This window comes from Vibrio sp. ZF57, from assembly GCF_001691235.1.
Classification (GTDB): domain Bacteria; phylum Pseudomonadota; class Gammaproteobacteria; order Enterobacterales; family Vibrionaceae; genus Vibrio; species Vibrio crassostreae_C.
This window is the reverse complement of sequence record NZ_MAKD01000105.1, coordinates 1-14,503: the sequence shown is the minus strand read 5'-3', so window position 1 is coordinate 14,503 and position 14,503 is coordinate 1. Positions and strand designations below refer to the sequence as shown.

Sequence of the window (14,503 nt, the reverse complement as noted above, 5' to 3'; positions counted from 1 at the left end):
GCTCTTGATTTTCAAACTATTCGAATCAGTTCAGATTACTCTTTACCGAATACGTTGTTCTCTTGCTCTTGTACACGGATGAAAGTCGTACGCTTAGTTAGCTCTTTAAGCTTTGCTGCGCCTACGTATGTACAAGTTGAACGTACACCACCAAGGATGTCAGAAATTGTATTGTGAACAGAACCACGGTATGGAAGTAAAACAGTTTTACCTTCCGCAGCACGGTACTTAGCAACACCACCTGAGTGCTTGTCCATAGCCGACTGTGAAGACATTCCATAGAACTTCATGAATTGCTTACCGTCTTGCTCTACAACTTCGCCGCCTGACTCAGAGTGACCAGCTAGCATGCCGCCTAGCATTACGAAGTCAGCACCGCCGCCGAACGCTTTAGATACGTCACCCGCACATGAACAGCCACCGTCACCGATGATCATGCCGCCAAGGCCGTGTGCCGCGTCGCCACACTCAATGATTGCAGAAAGTTGAGGGTAACCTACGCCTGTTTTAACACGTGTAGTACAAACAGAACCAGGGCCGATACCAACCTTAACAATGTCTGCGCCAGCTAGGATTAGCTCTTCAACCATGTCACCCGTTACAACGTTACCAGCAGAGATAACTTTAGTCGGGAATTCAGCACGTACTTTTTGTACATACTCAACTAGGTGCTCTGAGTAGCCGTTAGCGATATCAATACAGATAAATACGAATTCGTCGCTAAGCGCCATGATTTGCTTAGTTTTCTCAAACTCAGCTTCAGAAGTACCTGTTGAAACAAATACGTTGTTCAGCGTTTTCTTGTCTGCTGTTTTTGCGAACTCAGCCCACTGCTCTACTGTGTAGTGCTTGTGTACTGCAGTCATAACACCGTGCTCTGCTAGAGCAGCTGCCATTTCAAAGCTTGCTACCGAATCCATGTTCGCTGCAATTACTGGAGTACCAGACCATTGACGACCGCTATGCTTGAATGTAAAATCGCGGGTTAATTCAACTTGAGAACGGCTTTTAAGGGTAGAACGCTTCGGACGGAAGAGTACATCTTTGAAACCTAACTTAAGTTCTTGTTCGATACGCATGATAATTTGTCCTGTAATCATATTACGTGTCGTGCGTTTTCGGTAAGCGTTGGCAGACGCTTTACTGAGTTTCGGACACAAAAAAACCGGAGCGTTGGCAGACGCTCCGGTTTTCAGCATTATAGGCTGTGATTTACTAACAGCAAGTCTGATATTTCATTTTTTTTTGTGCTATCCTCTCAAAGATTCCATATCTGGTAAAAGCTTCCCGCCCGTCATTTCCTACTAAATTCATAGTAATTAATAACTTAACAACATATTCACGCAAACGCTGTCGGTTTATTGCGCAAACGTTTCCCTTGCAAATTCGGCGAAAAAATCTTCGATAAGGCAAATTTGTGAAAAAAGTGCCCTTTAATCACATAAAAATCACACTTTTCTTGAATCAAAAAATGCGTTATTTCTTAAATAATTTCATTTTTTTCTGACTTTTTCGCTTGGAGTGCCGATCTCAGCCCTCTTTCATTAGCCCTGAAATTTATAAAGTACAAAGGCAAGATCGATTAGCACGTTCGAAACTTGGATGAGCGGGGTAAAGTCCACAAAATATGGCAGGTTAGATGCGCTTATTTATGAGAACCCAGCGGATACAAGCCGCTGTTGATAGAGCCTAACAACAACTCGACTAAAGTTAACGAACACGGAACGCCTTTCTTTAGTTCGAACTCATTACTACAGGATCAGATACAAAAATGGCCAAGGGGATTAACCTTGGCCATTTTTATTTGGTTTTCAGAGTGCTCTTATAAGGCGATTCAATTTTCACCTTAAGGTACGTCAAGCCTTTTTCTGAGACATCAGAGCTTCAGCAGTCGCATCTTGAATCGACAAGAACAAGGATGTCACTTGCCCAGTTGGAGAACGCATCGGGTTAAGCGTGACGTTCTGATACATAAAGTCGGCTTGCTGAGTTACTGGCCTCACGTTGCGGCACTTAAACAGATAAGGCCTTTGTTGCCACGTTATGAAGCTACGGCAGCCTAGGTCATAAACCGGTTTTGTTTTAAGCCTAAACCACTCTTCAGGAATTTCAGGGAATAACTCAAAGATCGACTTACCGATCGCATCATGCGATTGCTTACCGCTATGGTGCGTCATGAAGCCATTCCAAACTTGTACCTGAAAGTCACGGTTAATGACCACCAGCCCCATATCGACGTTTTGAACCATGTCTACCATCCAGTGGAACTGTTCAAATTCAGCAGGAAGATTCAACATATTAAAACTCCTCCATTAGGTAGGCCAATTTGTTATCTAGAAGAGGCAGAGACTCATCAACAAACATAAATAGAAGGTCACAACGGATGGACGTGCCGTCGATGTTGTAGCTGACTTCGAATGTCATGGTCTTTTTAAATGAGCCACTGGTATTTTCGATGACCGAGTCGATTGAGATATGTTGCCCTAACAGCACAGGAGAGCTTTGGAAGAAACGAACTTCTGATTGCTCCCCTAACCCATTCAAGAAAGAGCCGACTAAGATGTTCGATACATCCATCAACAACTCTAATTCTTCTAGCTGCTCGCTTTCTGTTGGCACCTTCATGAGCTTCTTAAGATCGCTCACACTGGAATCACTCAACAAAACTAGTGCTTCACCTGCAATGCCTTCTCCACTAAAGCCTTGGCAAACACCCGATACTTGGTCGTTGTCTGCTAGGTCACGGAGTGCCATGTGTAATTCACTCACTTCAAAGATGTTCACGTTCGGCAATGGTAAGTGCACAAATACATTAAAGTGGCGCGCCAATGCATCGGCTGCACGGCCTATCGCAACGTTCGCGACTTCCATATAGATGTCACGTCGGCGCAGTATTGGTAATTCTAAAGGTGAAGGCGTAATGAGCTGAGGCTGCTTTGGCGGCTCGACATGCTCACGTAAAATGGCTTTTAGCGCTTCTTTATCGATCGGCTTTTGCAAAAATGCTTTGGCACCAAGATCCAGCACCTTCTGTTGTGCTTTTGGTTGTATGTCACCAGAAACAACGACAACTGGCGTGGTATCGCCTAAACGTTGCATCTCTTCCAATGTGCCATAGCCGTCTAATTCCGGCATGGTTAGGTCGAGGAACATCAATTTGAATTGGTTTTTAGCGAGCTCTTCAAGTGCATTAAGCCCATGAACAGCAAAAGTTATATCTGCATTTAGAGAACTAGGCAGTGACCGAGCCATCTGCTTCCTTGCTAACGCAGAATCATCACATATAAGAACTGGGAACGACATAAATGCACCACTGACAAATTAAAGCTAATTCGACCGAGTGTAACAGAACATTATGGTATCAGGTACGGGGTGAATGGATTTATGTGCAGATTATTAGTAAGAATGATGAAACAGGTGGGTAAGCTATTATTTCGCATTATTCTTCATGAAAAACAATATGCTACAAAGGTAATAGCCAATCCTTGCTGTTGAGTAATAGCACTATTATATTTAACAGCAGCCTTAACAAGCGGGTTTATTAAGGCTCGACTGACTCATTCATTGAACGGCTTTATGTAGCCATGATAGAGAGCTATCCAACAAAGCTAATGCAAGAGAACTAGAACTGATATGAAGGCCATAAAATCAGTAATGCGAAACGTATGATCACAGCAAATACCAACAACGCGATCCCCAGGCGATACCATTTGTATTCGGCGATGTTCATTGGGATACGCTTGTAGAACATCGTAATCACGCCTTTCCAATCGCTACTGCGTCTTCCGTACTGCATCATGCTCGTCAAAACAAACAGTGCGCCAAGCACTAACATTCCTTTTTCAGCCCAGAACAATCCAACTTCCATTTGTGTATTCCTTGATAAAACGGTGAGCAACTCAAATCATTCTAGTCACCTTTTAGCTCGGTTTCTGTAAGACCAAGGTCTAAATTACGAAGTACGCAATTCAGGGCTTATAGGTCATTGTTGGTAATTGATAGTTCTCGGTCAGCAATACAACGTTTATCGTTCAAGGTTCCATGGTAAAGGCGAGCATCACAAGCAAATCACGTATAAGCATGATTCGACAAATCTGGAGATTGGTTGTTCTTTTGAATGACACGCATCAATTGGATAAGCAGCAGAATACCTGTCACGCCTAAGCCAACACCGATTCCGCCCCAAATCCCTGCCAATTCGAACTTAGGCATCAAATACCAAGCCGCAGGCAAGCCAAATACCCAGTAACCGATGGCAGTCATCACGGTTGGCATAGAGACAATCTTCATGCCTCTTAGCAGGTTAATCGCCAGTAGCTGCCAAGCATCAACAATAAAGCACAAAGCAACGACCCAAATCACAGAAGCCAGTAGTGAAGTCATAGCACCCGTGCCATCGTCTAACTTGAAGATAGAAGCGATCATCTCAGGCCATATAATGAACACGGCCGACAACGCCACACTCAACACCGACACCAATATGAAGCTTTGAATCGAGGTTCTTTTTATTCCTTCGTAGTTACCCGCGCCAAAATCACGACCAACCAAAATCGCCGCAGCTTGTGAGCAGCCGAAATTGAAGTTCCAAGTAAAGCTTAAGCATTGCAGCAAGATTTGGTGCAGCGCTAGAGAAGCAATACTGATCGTCCCTGCCATCAAAGTGCCGCCGTAAATAAGGCCATGCTCAAGTAATGCTGCCAAGCCGATAGGTAAACCCATCATTAAAAGCGGGCTCATCAACTTGATTGAATACTCTTCTGTGTTTAACCAAGGGGCGAACTGCTTGAATTCGTCACGTTTGAATACCCAAACCGTGTATCCAACCATCACGATAAATGCCGCGATAGCCGTACCTAGCCCTAAACCTGTTAAACCCATGTCTAATTGGAAGGTTAAGAAGTAGCTGACTGGCACATTCAGAATTACGGTGATAATAGACATCACCAGAATAGAACGCACATTGCCAAACGCGCTAGTTAAGCCGCGAAGCACCAATAAGATAAGCGAAGGCAACATCACCCACTTCAAAGCATGGACATATTCCATGGCTAAAGTGATCACTTCTGGTGGCTGTTTGGCTGCTTCTAATACCAACGGAGCAAACCAGAAGCTGGCCATTAAGGTCACGCTGAGCACGAATGCCAACATGGTTGCGCCTTTCACCGCCAATCTGATTTGTGTATTACCAAACTCAGGGCGAGCTACTCGCTGACCATAAGCGATCGCAATCAAATTCGCGACACAACCCACGGTGCTGCTCGCAATAATGAAGATGAAAAAGTAGATTGAGGCACCTAAGCCACCAGCCGCAAGGGCTGACACACTGATACGCGACATCATCCAAACATCAGTAAGGACTAAAGCCATAGAGATCAGCTGTGAAATGATCAAAGGGAATGCAAGAGTGAGTATTTTTTTCATGAGCGCCTCAGTTAATTTCGCCCAAAATACGATCGATGAGGCTGGCGTTCAATTGATAAATTTGCGACTCTAACATTCCATAAACTCATGCGAACGAATTATGACCCCATATCCTAGCTTGCCATCATCACATAATGGCTTAAAAGCCTTTGAAGCTGCCGCAAGGCTGATGAGCTTTACTCTGGCTGCCGAAGAGCTGCATGTGACACAAAGTGCGATCAGCCGACAGATCAAACAGCTTGAAGATGAGTTAAACGCATCACTGGTTATTCGTAAGCATCGAGCCATAGAATTAACGGTACAAGGTCATGATTTGTATGTGGCTTTGCGAGAAAGCTACGGTAATATCGAAGCTGTTATCGCCTCTTGGAGTGAGCCCAAGCAGAAGCGTATCGTGATCAAAGCGACTCTGAGTTTCGCGACGCGAGTATTGATCTCCAAAGTTCGGGAATTAAACGAGCGTTATCAAGATCATGAGATAGTCATTGTTCCTGTGATTGAGGAAGACGAATCGATTAATAGTAGTGAGTATGATCTACTGATCTTCCACACGCGTTTCAAAAAACGCTATGACAAGGCACCTGACATTACCTTCTTGCGTGAAGAGTTCATGGCGCCGGTTTGCTCTACTAGTTTAACCACCAAAGACACCGACCTTGATTCAATCTTAACCTTGCCAAGGCTGCATCCAACCTTAGATCATCACGACTGGAAAGTGTGGCTGGCCGATGTTGAATTCCCACCAAAGAAACCTGTCAGAAATACCAGCTTCTTGTCTTTAGATATGGCGCTCAGTGCCTGTCTATCCGGTGAAGGGGTTACGGTCACGGATCTGTTGTTAGTTCAACAAGATCTCCAACGAGGCTTCTTGTACTGCCCTAGAAATGCAAAAATCCAACACAGTGCTTGGACTTACTTCATGCACCAGCGTAGTCACACGCCTATCATCAACGACCTTATTGAATGGCTTAGAGAAGAGACAACAAAAGAGATCGAGTTGCTGAAAGTACTCGCACAGCAATATCAATGGTTTGGTGTAATAGAACAGGACAAAGACTTTGGTCGGCTCTTCTAAACTAAGTTATGATTCCTGTTCCCTCAACCGATTGATATTTTTATGTCTTCTTTCTCTTTTTCACAAATCCCTGTTGGGGTTCGATTCATGATCCTCTCCGCTTTTGGATTCGCACTGATGTCAGCTTGTGTGAAATACATCAACAATTATGGCATTCCTGTATTCGAAATCGTTGCAGCAAGAGCGTTGGTGTCTTTGATCATCAGCTACATCGACGTAAAACGAAAAGGCATTTCGATCTGGGGAAATAACAAACCTTTGTTGTTTGTTCGAGGCGCAGTTGGTACAGCAGCCTTGATGTGTGTTTACTACGCTGTGACCACTTTGCCATTAGCCGAAGCGACCATTCTACAATACGTTCATCCTGTATTTACCGCCCTACTTGGCGTGTTATTTCTGAAAGAACGCGTCCAAAAATCAACCATGATCTGCATTGCGTTCTGCCTAGCTGGGCTATTAGTGATGGTACAACCAAGTATGAACAGTGGCGCGAGCAGCGAGTTACCGCTATTCAGCATTATGGTGGCGTTATGTGGCGCATTTGGTAGCTCAATTGCTTATGTGATTGTGAGAAAACTTAGCCAAACGGAAGATAGCTCAGTCATCATCTTCTACTTCCCATTGGTTGCGCTACCAATCTCAACAGCTCTTATCTGGAACGACTTTGTATGGCCTAGCCTATTCCTAACCATGATGCTTGTGCTCGTCGGGATTTTCACACAAATAGGACAATACGGTTTAACCAAAGCAATGCAAACCCAGGCAGCAGGTAAAGCTTCAGCTTACTCATACGTGCAGATCGTCTTCTCAGCGCTATTAGGTGTGTGGATCTTCAATGAGATTCCATCGGTTTGGACTTATCTAGGTGGTGGCCTGATTGTCACTGGTGCACTCATTAACGTGTTTGGTAAACAGCTATTGGTGCCGTTCAAGGCTAAATAAGTAACCCACTCAATATCAGCTGATAAATAGAATCTAAAAAGGGCATTGCGGATTATTCCACGATGCCCTTTTCTATAAATGCTCTCTAGCGCGCTTTCATTCAGCTAACCAACTTTAACAAAGCGGCGTATTACGTAACTAACTCGTGGCATTTCGTAACTTAGGATCATCACTCAAATACTCAACAAACTCGATTTCAAAGCCTGCAGGATCCACAAAGTAGACATTTTTTCGATAAGGTTCTTCGGCGCCGGGTTTGGCAATTGGGAAGCCCGCATCAACAAGGCGCTGAGTGACACTTTCGATATTATTGGTCACATAAGCGAAGTGCGCGAGGCCAACAGAATGCCCAGCCAAATCTCTATTTTCACCTTCACCGTGATCACTTATTGCTATGTATTGGTACTCGTCGCCAAAATGCAGCCAGTTACGTGGCTTACCTGACCACTCCCCTTTTCCCTCATCACGGACATACCAATGAGGGAACGCCGCTTTATAGAAAGCCAGCATTTCTGGGATATCTTTTACCACTAAATTCACATGTTCAAGTTGGATCATTCTTCTCTCCTTAAAGTATTCTCGTAAGCAACGTTGCATATCCTAATACCTCAAGTTAAGTTGAGGTAAAGCACTAATTTGCATTTATTTCGAGAACGTCTTTAGAGACCAAATTGTCGTATTTGATGCGATACAAGCTTTAAGTTTAGACGACCTAATCCAATGTGACTCAACTCAACCACAAGAGTTAGCAAACCCATGGTGTATCACTGAGATAAGACGACCCAACAACTGCTTCTTGCTCAATATATACACACATTAATATCCCCTTATTGACTGATACATCAAGTTACAATTCGATTTCATATTAGCCAACAAAACTGATCTGGGTTAATAAACTAGTTTCACAATAACCTTATTTTTATTGGGGTCAGATAATTAATAAAAAGGAAGTTAAAGTGAAAAAATTATTAGCACTTGGTATCGCAGCGGTAATCTCGGCTCCAGCAGTAGCCGACCACAACACAATCAATGGTATGGATTTTGGTCCACTCGCAAAGTTAGTCGGCACATGGAAATCAGTCGAAACTGGCGGCGTTGATATTTCTCCAGGCCAAGAAGGCACAGAAGTGGGTAAAGGTGGCCCCGCGGTTACACCATTCTATGAAGTAATGACGTTTGAGGTTGCGGCAGATGCAACCAATGCCAGCGATCAATATCTGGTTGCTCTGTACTACAAACAAGAAGTATTCAGAAAGGCCGACGACTCTAAGTTCCACGATCAACGTGGCTACTTCATCTACGACCAAAAAAATCAGGTCGTCTACAACTCTTACTGCGTACCACGCACCACATGTGTCACCGCAGAAGGCCCTGCTGGCGATACAATGACGTTAGTTGCGTCTAAGCGTGGCATCGCTGAGTCCGAATACATGACGGACAACGCAACCACCACGGGCTTCACGATGAACATTAGCATTTCAGACGATACGCTGACGTACTCTCAAACAACAGGCTTAGAGATCTACGACAACGCATTTGCTCATACAGATTCAAGCACTCTAATTAAAGTGAAGTAGATTCAAATACAAACGCCTTTCACAGCGAAGTGAAAGGCGTTTTTCTGTTGTACTTGTAACAACAAACAAGTTTAACTAGATTGTGTATCAACCTTGGCGTAACGGTTGGCTAGCACTGCACAGTAAAAGATCTGAATCGGGTGATAAAGCATGATTGGTAGTAATATCATCCCTAGATTAGGGTTGTGAGCAAAGATCACCTTAGCCATAGGAATACCTGCCGCTAAGGTCTTCTTAGTACCACAGAATACTGCCGCGACTTCATCTTGATGATTGAATCCAACCTTTCGGGCACTCCATTGAATGCCGTGTACCATCACCATCAATACCACTAAACAAATCACCGCTGACAGCAACAACAGCATTGGTGAAAAGTCGCTCCAAATACCGTGTTCAATAGAGTCACAGAAAGCACTGTAGACGATCAGAAGTATCACGTATTTATCTAACTTATTGACCACTGACTTGTGTTTCTGAGTCCATTCAAAAAGTAACGGGCGCATCAACTGGCCGACAATCATTGGCAATAGCAGCATTTTAGATATAGAGATCACCGATTCCATCAGGTTTAGCTCTGCACCTTCCAACCCCATAAAGAGCTGGATCAGTAGAGGCGTAATGAACACGCCTAAAATACTAGAAAGTGATGCATTGAATATCGCACCCGGTAGGTTTCCTTTTCCAATCACCGTCATCGCGACCGAAGACGAAATCGTACTCGGTAATACGAAGAGGTAACAGAAACCAAAGGCCAGAGCTGCTGGCATATAAGCGACAAAGCCTTGCCCGAATATCACCCAAAGCAGTGGGTAAACTAAGAATGTCGCGCTTTGTACAAAAACATGCAGCTTCCAATTCGAAAGCCCCTCAAGAATGGCTTTGGGAGACAAACCCAAACCGTGTAAGAAAAACACCAAAGCGATGCCGAGAACAGTCACCGTATCGAGATGAAGTACCCCACCCGATTTGCCCCAATCCGGCGTAAAAACAGCAACGACCATAGCCACCACCATCCCTACAAGAAACCATTCCTTTTTCAGTTTTTCTATCATGTTGACACGCACTTTCTATAGATTCTATTTCAGCCAATAACCCGGCTCCGACGCTATTTATCCTATCGACTCTAATTTTAATTAACCACCATAAACGTAAATTAAGCTTGTCTTTATCTTGAGGGTTAACATCGTTATTAAGTTTGTTACACCCGTTTTGCTCAGGATTAATCGGATGTATGGAATGACGATGAAAATATTAGAAAACAGAGGTTTATCGAGAAGATAAGATCACTTTCAGTGATCGGAACACAAAGGCAAGCCGTAGGGACAGCAATCAAACAGTAACAAATTTAGATACCAATATTCAGCCTATTACCAATAACTACTCAGCGGGAGCAAAACATGGACAACAGAATCACCATTATTGAATTTCTCAGAGTATTTGAGTTTATTCGCTCTTCCGGTGAGCAACGGGACAACAAATATCTAGTTGGCGAAATGACGGCTTGGCATGATTACGACGGTTACACCTGTTGGCTAAGCTATAAAGACGTCACGGTGACGCTGATGTTTCACGGTTCGCTAAAAATTGAGTACGACAACGCTTCAAATTACTCTGAATTTATTGAGCATTGTATGGGTATGCTTGCCACTGAACCTTCTCCATAAAACGCGAACAGACTAACGGCTAACGGAGACAATCATGAACGAAACGGCTTCATTGCTTAAGCGAAGACACCCTTTTTGGCTAGTACTCAGCCTCTCCTTTTTATGGTCTCAAGTATCTGTAGCAGGCATAGGTATGATTGATTTTATACAACCGAACGAACACAAGAATTGGACAGCGACCAACGACGATGTAATGGGTGGCATCTCAACGGGCGGGCTCATTTATCTTGATGATATGAGTCGATTTAGGGGCGAGCTATCGTTAGAAAACAATGGGGGGTTCAGTTCTGTAAAGCGCTCCATTGAATCACCAGCCCATGAAATAGATAGCGCAGAGCTAGTTTTCGTTGGTGATGGTCGCACCTACCAACTGAGGCTCACAACATCGAAAGATGGTAATCGAGTTCAATACAAACACGATTTCGTTACGATAAAGGGAGTGCGGCTTAACAAGGTGTTCCACTTCAATGATTTTCAAGCTGTGTTCAGAGGTCGGCTACTGAGCGATGCGCCGGAACTTAAGGCACGAGACATCAAACAAATCGGTTTTTTGATTGCGGACAAAGAGCCCTCGCCTTTTGAGCTAGACCTAATACAGCTTCACTTCAGAACATCGAAACCTATCACATCACCAGAAGCTGACTAAACTGAAAACAAACAAAAGCCCCTGAAACCTTTTGACTATCAATAAGATATCAGGGGCTTCTTCTATTTAAACCGTCAACAATTCAAAACAACGGCGGATTAAATCATCAGCAATTAATATTTGATAGCTGTTTTACCAATCGAGGCACTGCTTTCAATACGTTGGTGTGCATCTTTGATTGTATCCACACTAAAGCCATTTAGGGTCGTGGTTAGCGTCGATTTAATACGGCCCGCATCAATCAGATTCGCGGCTTGGAATAGGATGTCTTGCTGCTTCTGGATATCTTCGGTGTTAAACAGTGAACGTGTAAACATCAGCTCCCAAACAAAGCCTGCTGATTTGCCTTGCAGCGCTGACAAGTCAATGCCACCATCAAATTCAACAATCGAACTGATCATGCCTTGCGGTGCGATCAATTCAACCATCGCATCCCAGTGCCCTTTTGTGTCTGCAACATTGAAAATGTAGTCGACATGTTGAATGCCTTGCTCTCGCACAGACTCGACAAGGTTACGGTGGTTCACCACATAATCCGCCCCCATATCCCTTACCCACTGTTCAGTTTCGGGTCTTGAAGCTGTTGCGATAACATTTAGGTTGGTCAGTTGCTTAGCCAGTTGAATCGTAATTGAACCAACACCGCCTGCTCCACCAATGATCAGGATAGACTTTTTCTCTTCAGGACGAACACGCAAGCGGTCAAACAATGCTTCCCAAGCCGTAAGCGTTGCTAGTGGCATAACGGCTGCAGCTTCATCAGAAAGGCTCTTCGGCGCTTTAGCGGTAATACGGTAGTCCACAGCTTGGTATTCGGCATTAGCGCCCATACGAGTTACGTCACCTGCATAGTACACACGGTCACCGACTTTGAAGCCTTCAACGTCAGCACCTTTGCCAACAACTTCACCGACTGCGTCATAGCCCAGCACTTTTGGCTGCTCAAGAGTTTTGTCTTTGGCATTACGAATACGAATTTTAGCGTCAGCAGGATTGATAGAAGTCGCGCTCACTTTTACCAGCAAGTCATTATTTTTTAGTTCTGGCAGACTCGTTTCAAACTCAAATAAACTGTCTTGCTCTGTAATCGCAAGTGATTGAGTAAATCCGATAGCTTTCATTTTTGATGGTACTGACATTGTGCTTTCTCCTTGAATTAGACGAGTTAATCTTAGTCAATTCTCACTCTAGATAAACCGCCTAATATTTGAATAATTATCAAATTATTTTTGATAATAAGATGTATATGCGCAGGAAAAATACTAAGATTAGCAATTTGAAAATGCCTAATTTATGGGTAACCGAACAACCGATTCAAGGTTCAGAACAGGGAAACGAAATGCTTCTTGAAGACTTACAGGTCATTTTGAAAGTGGCAGAATTTCGCAGTATCACCGCTGCAGCCACCAACCTAGATATGCGCACTGCCACAGCAAGTGCAGCAGTAAAACGTGTTGAAGCGGCACTCGGTGCAGAGTTGTTTGTTAGAACCACACGCCACCTTAGGCTCTCTTCAGCAGGCGAGCGTTATTTACCGGAATGCGAACAAGCCTTAAAGATGTTGGAGCAAGCGAAACTCAACATGCGCGAAGAGCTTGGTATTCTTGACGGTGAAATTCGCATAGCGCTTTCATCAGATCTAGGACGCAACCTAATCACACCTTGGTTAGATGAGTTCTTGCTTGAATACCCAAAGGCGACGCTTCGCACTAGCATCAGCGATAGCAATATCGACTTCTACCGAGATTCCGTCGATATGGCGCTGCGTTACGGCTCCCCGACCGATGCCAATATGTATGGTTTTAAGATATGCGATGTGCCGAGGATATTGTGTGCGGCTCCTGACTACTTGGCTGAAATGGGAACACCAAAACACCCGAGTGACTTAGCGCAGCACAATGGTTTGCTTTACCAACTCCATGACATGTTGCAAGACGAGTGGGTGTTTAACGATGGTACTCAAGATCATAAAGTGAAACTAAAAGGAAATCGCGCTTCGAACGACGCAGACCTTGTAAGACGTTGGTGTATCGCGGGTAAAGGAGTGGCAATAAAATCTTGTTTAGACATGTCACCTCATCTGCTTTCAGGCGAAGTGGTTAAAGTTATGCCTGAGTTTAAGCCGACCCCTACCGAGCTGTGGTTAGTGTGTCCAAGTCGTCAATCCATCACCCCGACTGTTCGTCTACTGAGAAATTTATTCAGAGGGAAAACAGCTGAGATCCTTTCGCAACTGAGCAAACAAGGCATTATAGAAAGCACAACATCTTAAGATTGAATGCCGCTTAAAGATAAGAAACAGAGAGACAAAAAAGGCGTTAGCGAACTTCAATTCGCTAACGCCTTTCATCATTAGAACATCATAGCTTCATGATGAACCTTAATAAGAGTACTTAGCTTAATACTCTTAATACAAGAGCTTAGTTTGACTCGTCTTCAACATCGCAGTCTGCACAGCACTGAAGAGCAATCTCATGTTCGAAGGTGATAGTGTCTTTACCATCTTCTACTAGCTCTGCGATTTCGTCTGCCACTTCTTTTTCATCATCCGCTTCGATTCCGCTTTCTAATTCTTCTTCTGAATAACCAAAGAAGTTAAGCAGTAAGTACTCGCGAGCTTCTTCTTTCGTGCAAACCACGTCTGCAGAAAGATCAGGAGTAACCTCGCCTTGTGCAAGTGTCGCTGTCACTTGTGCGATAGCATCGTCTTTCATCGCAGGCGTTAACCAACCAAGATCAGTACTTACTGTCGTTTTTTTACAGTCGAAGCAAGGCAGTTGGTGAAAGTAGTATTGAAAGGTAGTCATAGGTAAATTCTTCTTTAAATGTTGTATAGCGAGATTATGCGCGTTTTGTAGCAAAATACTATCTCAATCACAACCTGAAACCGCTTCATGCTGAGTATTTTTACCAGCGCCGCGCAAGCTGATGTGATCATCCTATAAAAGCGCTGTTTTACCCATGCTTACTCACCTTTACGCTTGTTTACATTTGTACGGGTAATATATGCCTTATCAGATAACAAGCGTGGCACCTCACAAATATTTGGGTCATTGCTTAGCTTCATCGCTCCAACTATTAGCTATGAGTTCACGGCTTACTGTAGTGGTCAACTGATATTGGTCACGTTCCTAGAGTTTAACCAGAACAATCGTTCTGATTCATTGGGAGTCAAACC

The 14,503-nt window shown here is 43.9% G+C and carries 15 protein-coding genes; 6 read left to right on the top strand and 9 right to left on the bottom strand.

All coding sequences use genetic code 11. The annotated features are described in order from the left end of the window. Positions 1 to 35 precede the first annotated feature (35 nt). The 5 genes from A6D97_RS16015 to A6D97_RS15995 form a co-directional block, all read right to left on the bottom strand. A complete protein-coding gene (locus tag A6D97_RS16015; RefSeq protein WP_065584791.1) occupies positions 36 to 1,079 on the bottom strand; it encodes a GMP reductase in 1,044 nt (347 codons plus the stop codon). Between the two features lie 777 nt (positions 1,080 to 1,856). Next, the gene (locus A6D97_RS16010) at positions 1,857 to 2,297 is read right to left on the bottom strand and encodes a PAS domain-containing protein (protein ID WP_017062430.1); all 441 of its coding nucleotides are present in this window, start codon (positions 2,295 to 2,297) and stop codon (positions 1,857 to 1,859) included. A gap of 1 nt (position 2,298) precedes the next feature. Further along, positions 2,299 to 3,303 carry a response regulator gene (locus tag A6D97_RS16005; RefSeq protein WP_065584789.1) on the bottom strand — a complete coding sequence of 335 codons (1,005 nt, stop codon included), beginning with the start codon at positions 3,301 to 3,303 and terminating at the stop codon, positions 2,299 to 2,301. A gap of 319 nt (positions 3,304 to 3,622) precedes the next feature. Then, positions 3,623 to 3,868, bottom strand: coding sequence for a hypothetical protein (locus tag A6D97_RS16000; protein WP_010430578.1), 246 nt, complete (start codon positions 3,866 to 3,868; stop codon positions 3,623 to 3,625). A 200-nt stretch (positions 3,869 to 4,068) separates the two neighbouring features. Then, positions 4,069 to 5,421 carry an MATE family efflux transporter gene (locus A6D97_RS15995; protein WP_065584788.1) on the bottom strand — a complete coding sequence of 451 codons (1,353 nt, stop codon included), beginning with the start codon at positions 5,419 to 5,421 and terminating at the stop codon, positions 4,069 to 4,071. A 100-nt stretch (positions 5,422 to 5,521) separates the two neighbouring features. Between A6D97_RS15995 and A6D97_RS15990 the strand changes: the two genes are divergently transcribed. Together A6D97_RS15990 and A6D97_RS15985 are read left to right on the top strand one after the other, a co-directional pair. Next, positions 5,522 to 6,496 carry a LysR family transcriptional regulator gene (locus A6D97_RS15990; protein ID WP_017068435.1) on the top strand — a complete coding sequence of 325 codons (975 nt, stop codon included), beginning with the start codon at positions 5,522 to 5,524 and terminating at the stop codon, positions 6,494 to 6,496. Positions 6,497 to 6,538: 42 nt separating this feature from the next. Continuing rightward, positions 6,539 to 7,438, top strand: a complete 900-nt coding sequence (locus A6D97_RS15985) for a DMT family transporter (RefSeq protein ID WP_065584787.1) — start codon at positions 6,539 to 6,541, stop codon at positions 7,436 to 7,438. 138 nt (positions 7,439 to 7,576) lie between these two features. On the opposite strand, the gene A6D97_RS15980 is transcribed toward A6D97_RS15985, so the two are convergent. After that, positions 7,577 to 7,996: a VOC family protein gene (locus A6D97_RS15980; RefSeq protein ID WP_017072063.1), complete on the bottom strand. Its 420-nt coding sequence runs from the start codon at positions 7,994 to 7,996 to the stop codon at positions 7,577 to 7,579. Positions 7,997 to 8,394: 398 nt separating this feature from the next. Here A6D97_RS15980 and A6D97_RS15975 point away from each other — a divergent pair, with 398 nt between their 5' ends. Further along, the gene (locus A6D97_RS15975) at positions 8,395 to 9,015 is read left to right on the top strand and encodes a heme-binding beta-barrel domain-containing protein (protein ID WP_065584786.1); all 621 of its coding nucleotides are present in this window, start codon (positions 8,395 to 8,397) and stop codon (positions 9,013 to 9,015) included. 71 nt (positions 9,016 to 9,086) lie between these two features. Here the strand turns inward: A6D97_RS15975 and A6D97_RS15970 are convergent, their stop codons facing one another. Continuing rightward, a complete protein-coding gene (locus A6D97_RS15970; RefSeq protein WP_032545880.1) occupies positions 9,087 to 10,067 on the bottom strand; it encodes a bile acid:sodium symporter family protein in 981 nt (326 codons plus the stop codon). Between the two features lie 345 nt (positions 10,068 to 10,412). Between A6D97_RS15970 and A6D97_RS15965 the strand changes: the two genes are divergently transcribed. Together A6D97_RS15965 and A6D97_RS15960 are read left to right on the top strand one after the other, a co-directional pair. Beyond that, positions 10,413 to 10,679: a DUF3081 domain-containing protein gene (locus A6D97_RS15965; protein ID WP_017068432.1), complete on the top strand. Its 267-nt coding sequence runs from the start codon at positions 10,413 to 10,415 to the stop codon at positions 10,677 to 10,679. A gap of 34 nt (positions 10,680 to 10,713) precedes the next feature. Continuing rightward, entirely contained in the window at positions 10,714 to 11,325 is a 612-nt protein-coding gene (locus A6D97_RS15960) for a CIA30 family protein (protein ID WP_065584785.1), read from the top strand. 113 nt (positions 11,326 to 11,438) lie between these two features. Here A6D97_RS15960 and A6D97_RS15955 read toward each other — a convergent pair whose 3' ends face one another. Continuing rightward, entirely contained in the window at positions 11,439 to 12,464 is a 1,026-nt protein-coding gene (locus tag A6D97_RS15955; RefSeq protein WP_065584784.1) for a zinc-binding alcohol dehydrogenase family protein, read from the bottom strand. A gap of 200 nt (positions 12,465 to 12,664) precedes the next feature. On the opposite strand from A6D97_RS15955, the gene A6D97_RS15950 reads away from it, so the two are divergent. Then, on the top strand, positions 12,665 to 13,597 hold the full coding sequence (locus A6D97_RS15950; protein ID WP_065584790.1) for a LysR family transcriptional regulator: 933 nt from the start codon (positions 12,665 to 12,667) through the stop codon (positions 13,595 to 13,597). Positions 13,598 to 13,745: 148 nt separating this feature from the next. Here A6D97_RS15950 and A6D97_RS15945 read toward each other — a convergent pair whose 3' ends face one another. Next, positions 13,746 to 14,132: a hypothetical protein gene (locus tag A6D97_RS15945; protein WP_017068428.1), complete on the bottom strand. Its 387-nt coding sequence runs from the start codon at positions 14,130 to 14,132 to the stop codon at positions 13,746 to 13,748. Positions 14,133 to 14,503: the final 371 nt, after the last annotated feature.

Excerpts from the sequence above, each read along its gene's own strand:
- A6D97_RS15985 (WP_065584787.1), top strand. The coding sequence starts at position 6,539 with ATGTCTTCTTTCTCTTTTTCACAAATCCCTGTTGGGGTTCGATTCATG.
- A6D97_RS16005 (WP_065584789.1), bottom strand. The coding sequence starts at position 3,303 with ATGTCGTTCCCAGTTCTTATATGTGATGATTCTGCGTTAGCAAGGAAG.
- A6D97_RS15995 (WP_065584788.1), bottom strand. The coding sequence starts at position 5,421 with ATGAAAAAAATACTCACTCTTGCATTCCCTTTGATCATTTCACAGCTG.
- A6D97_RS15980 (WP_017072063.1), bottom strand. The coding sequence starts at position 7,996 with ATGATCCAACTTGAACATGTGAATTTAGTGGTAAAAGATATCCCAGAA.
- A6D97_RS16015 (WP_065584791.1), bottom strand. The coding sequence starts at position 1,079 with ATGCGTATCGAACAAGAACTTAAGTTAGGTTTCAAAGATGTACTCTTC.
- A6D97_RS15990 (WP_017068435.1), top strand. The coding sequence starts at position 5,522 with ATGACCCCATATCCTAGCTTGCCATCATCACATAATGGCTTAAAAGCC.
- A6D97_RS15965 (WP_017068432.1), top strand. The coding sequence starts at position 10,413 with ATGGACAACAGAATCACCATTATTGAATTTCTCAGAGTATTTGAGTTT.
- A6D97_RS16010 (WP_017062430.1), bottom strand. The coding sequence starts at position 2,297 with ATGTTGAATCTTCCTGCTGAATTTGAACAGTTCCACTGGATGGTAGAC.
- A6D97_RS15950 (WP_065584790.1), top strand. The coding sequence starts at position 12,665 with ATGCTTCTTGAAGACTTACAGGTCATTTTGAAAGTGGCAGAATTTCGC.
- A6D97_RS15955 (WP_065584784.1), bottom strand. The coding sequence starts at position 12,464 with ATGTCAGTACCATCAAAAATGAAAGCTATCGGATTTACTCAATCACTT.
- A6D97_RS16000 (WP_010430578.1), bottom strand. The coding sequence starts at position 3,868 with ATGGAAGTTGGATTGTTCTGGGCTGAAAAAGGAATGTTAGTGCTTGGC.
- A6D97_RS15945 (WP_017068428.1), bottom strand. The coding sequence starts at position 14,132 with ATGACTACCTTTCAATACTACTTTCACCAACTGCCTTGCTTCGACTGT.
- A6D97_RS15970 (WP_032545880.1), bottom strand. The coding sequence starts at position 10,067 with ATGATAGAAAAACTGAAAAAGGAATGGTTTCTTGTAGGGATGGTGGTG.
- A6D97_RS15960 (WP_065584785.1), top strand. The coding sequence starts at position 10,714 with ATGAACGAAACGGCTTCATTGCTTAAGCGAAGACACCCTTTTTGGCTA.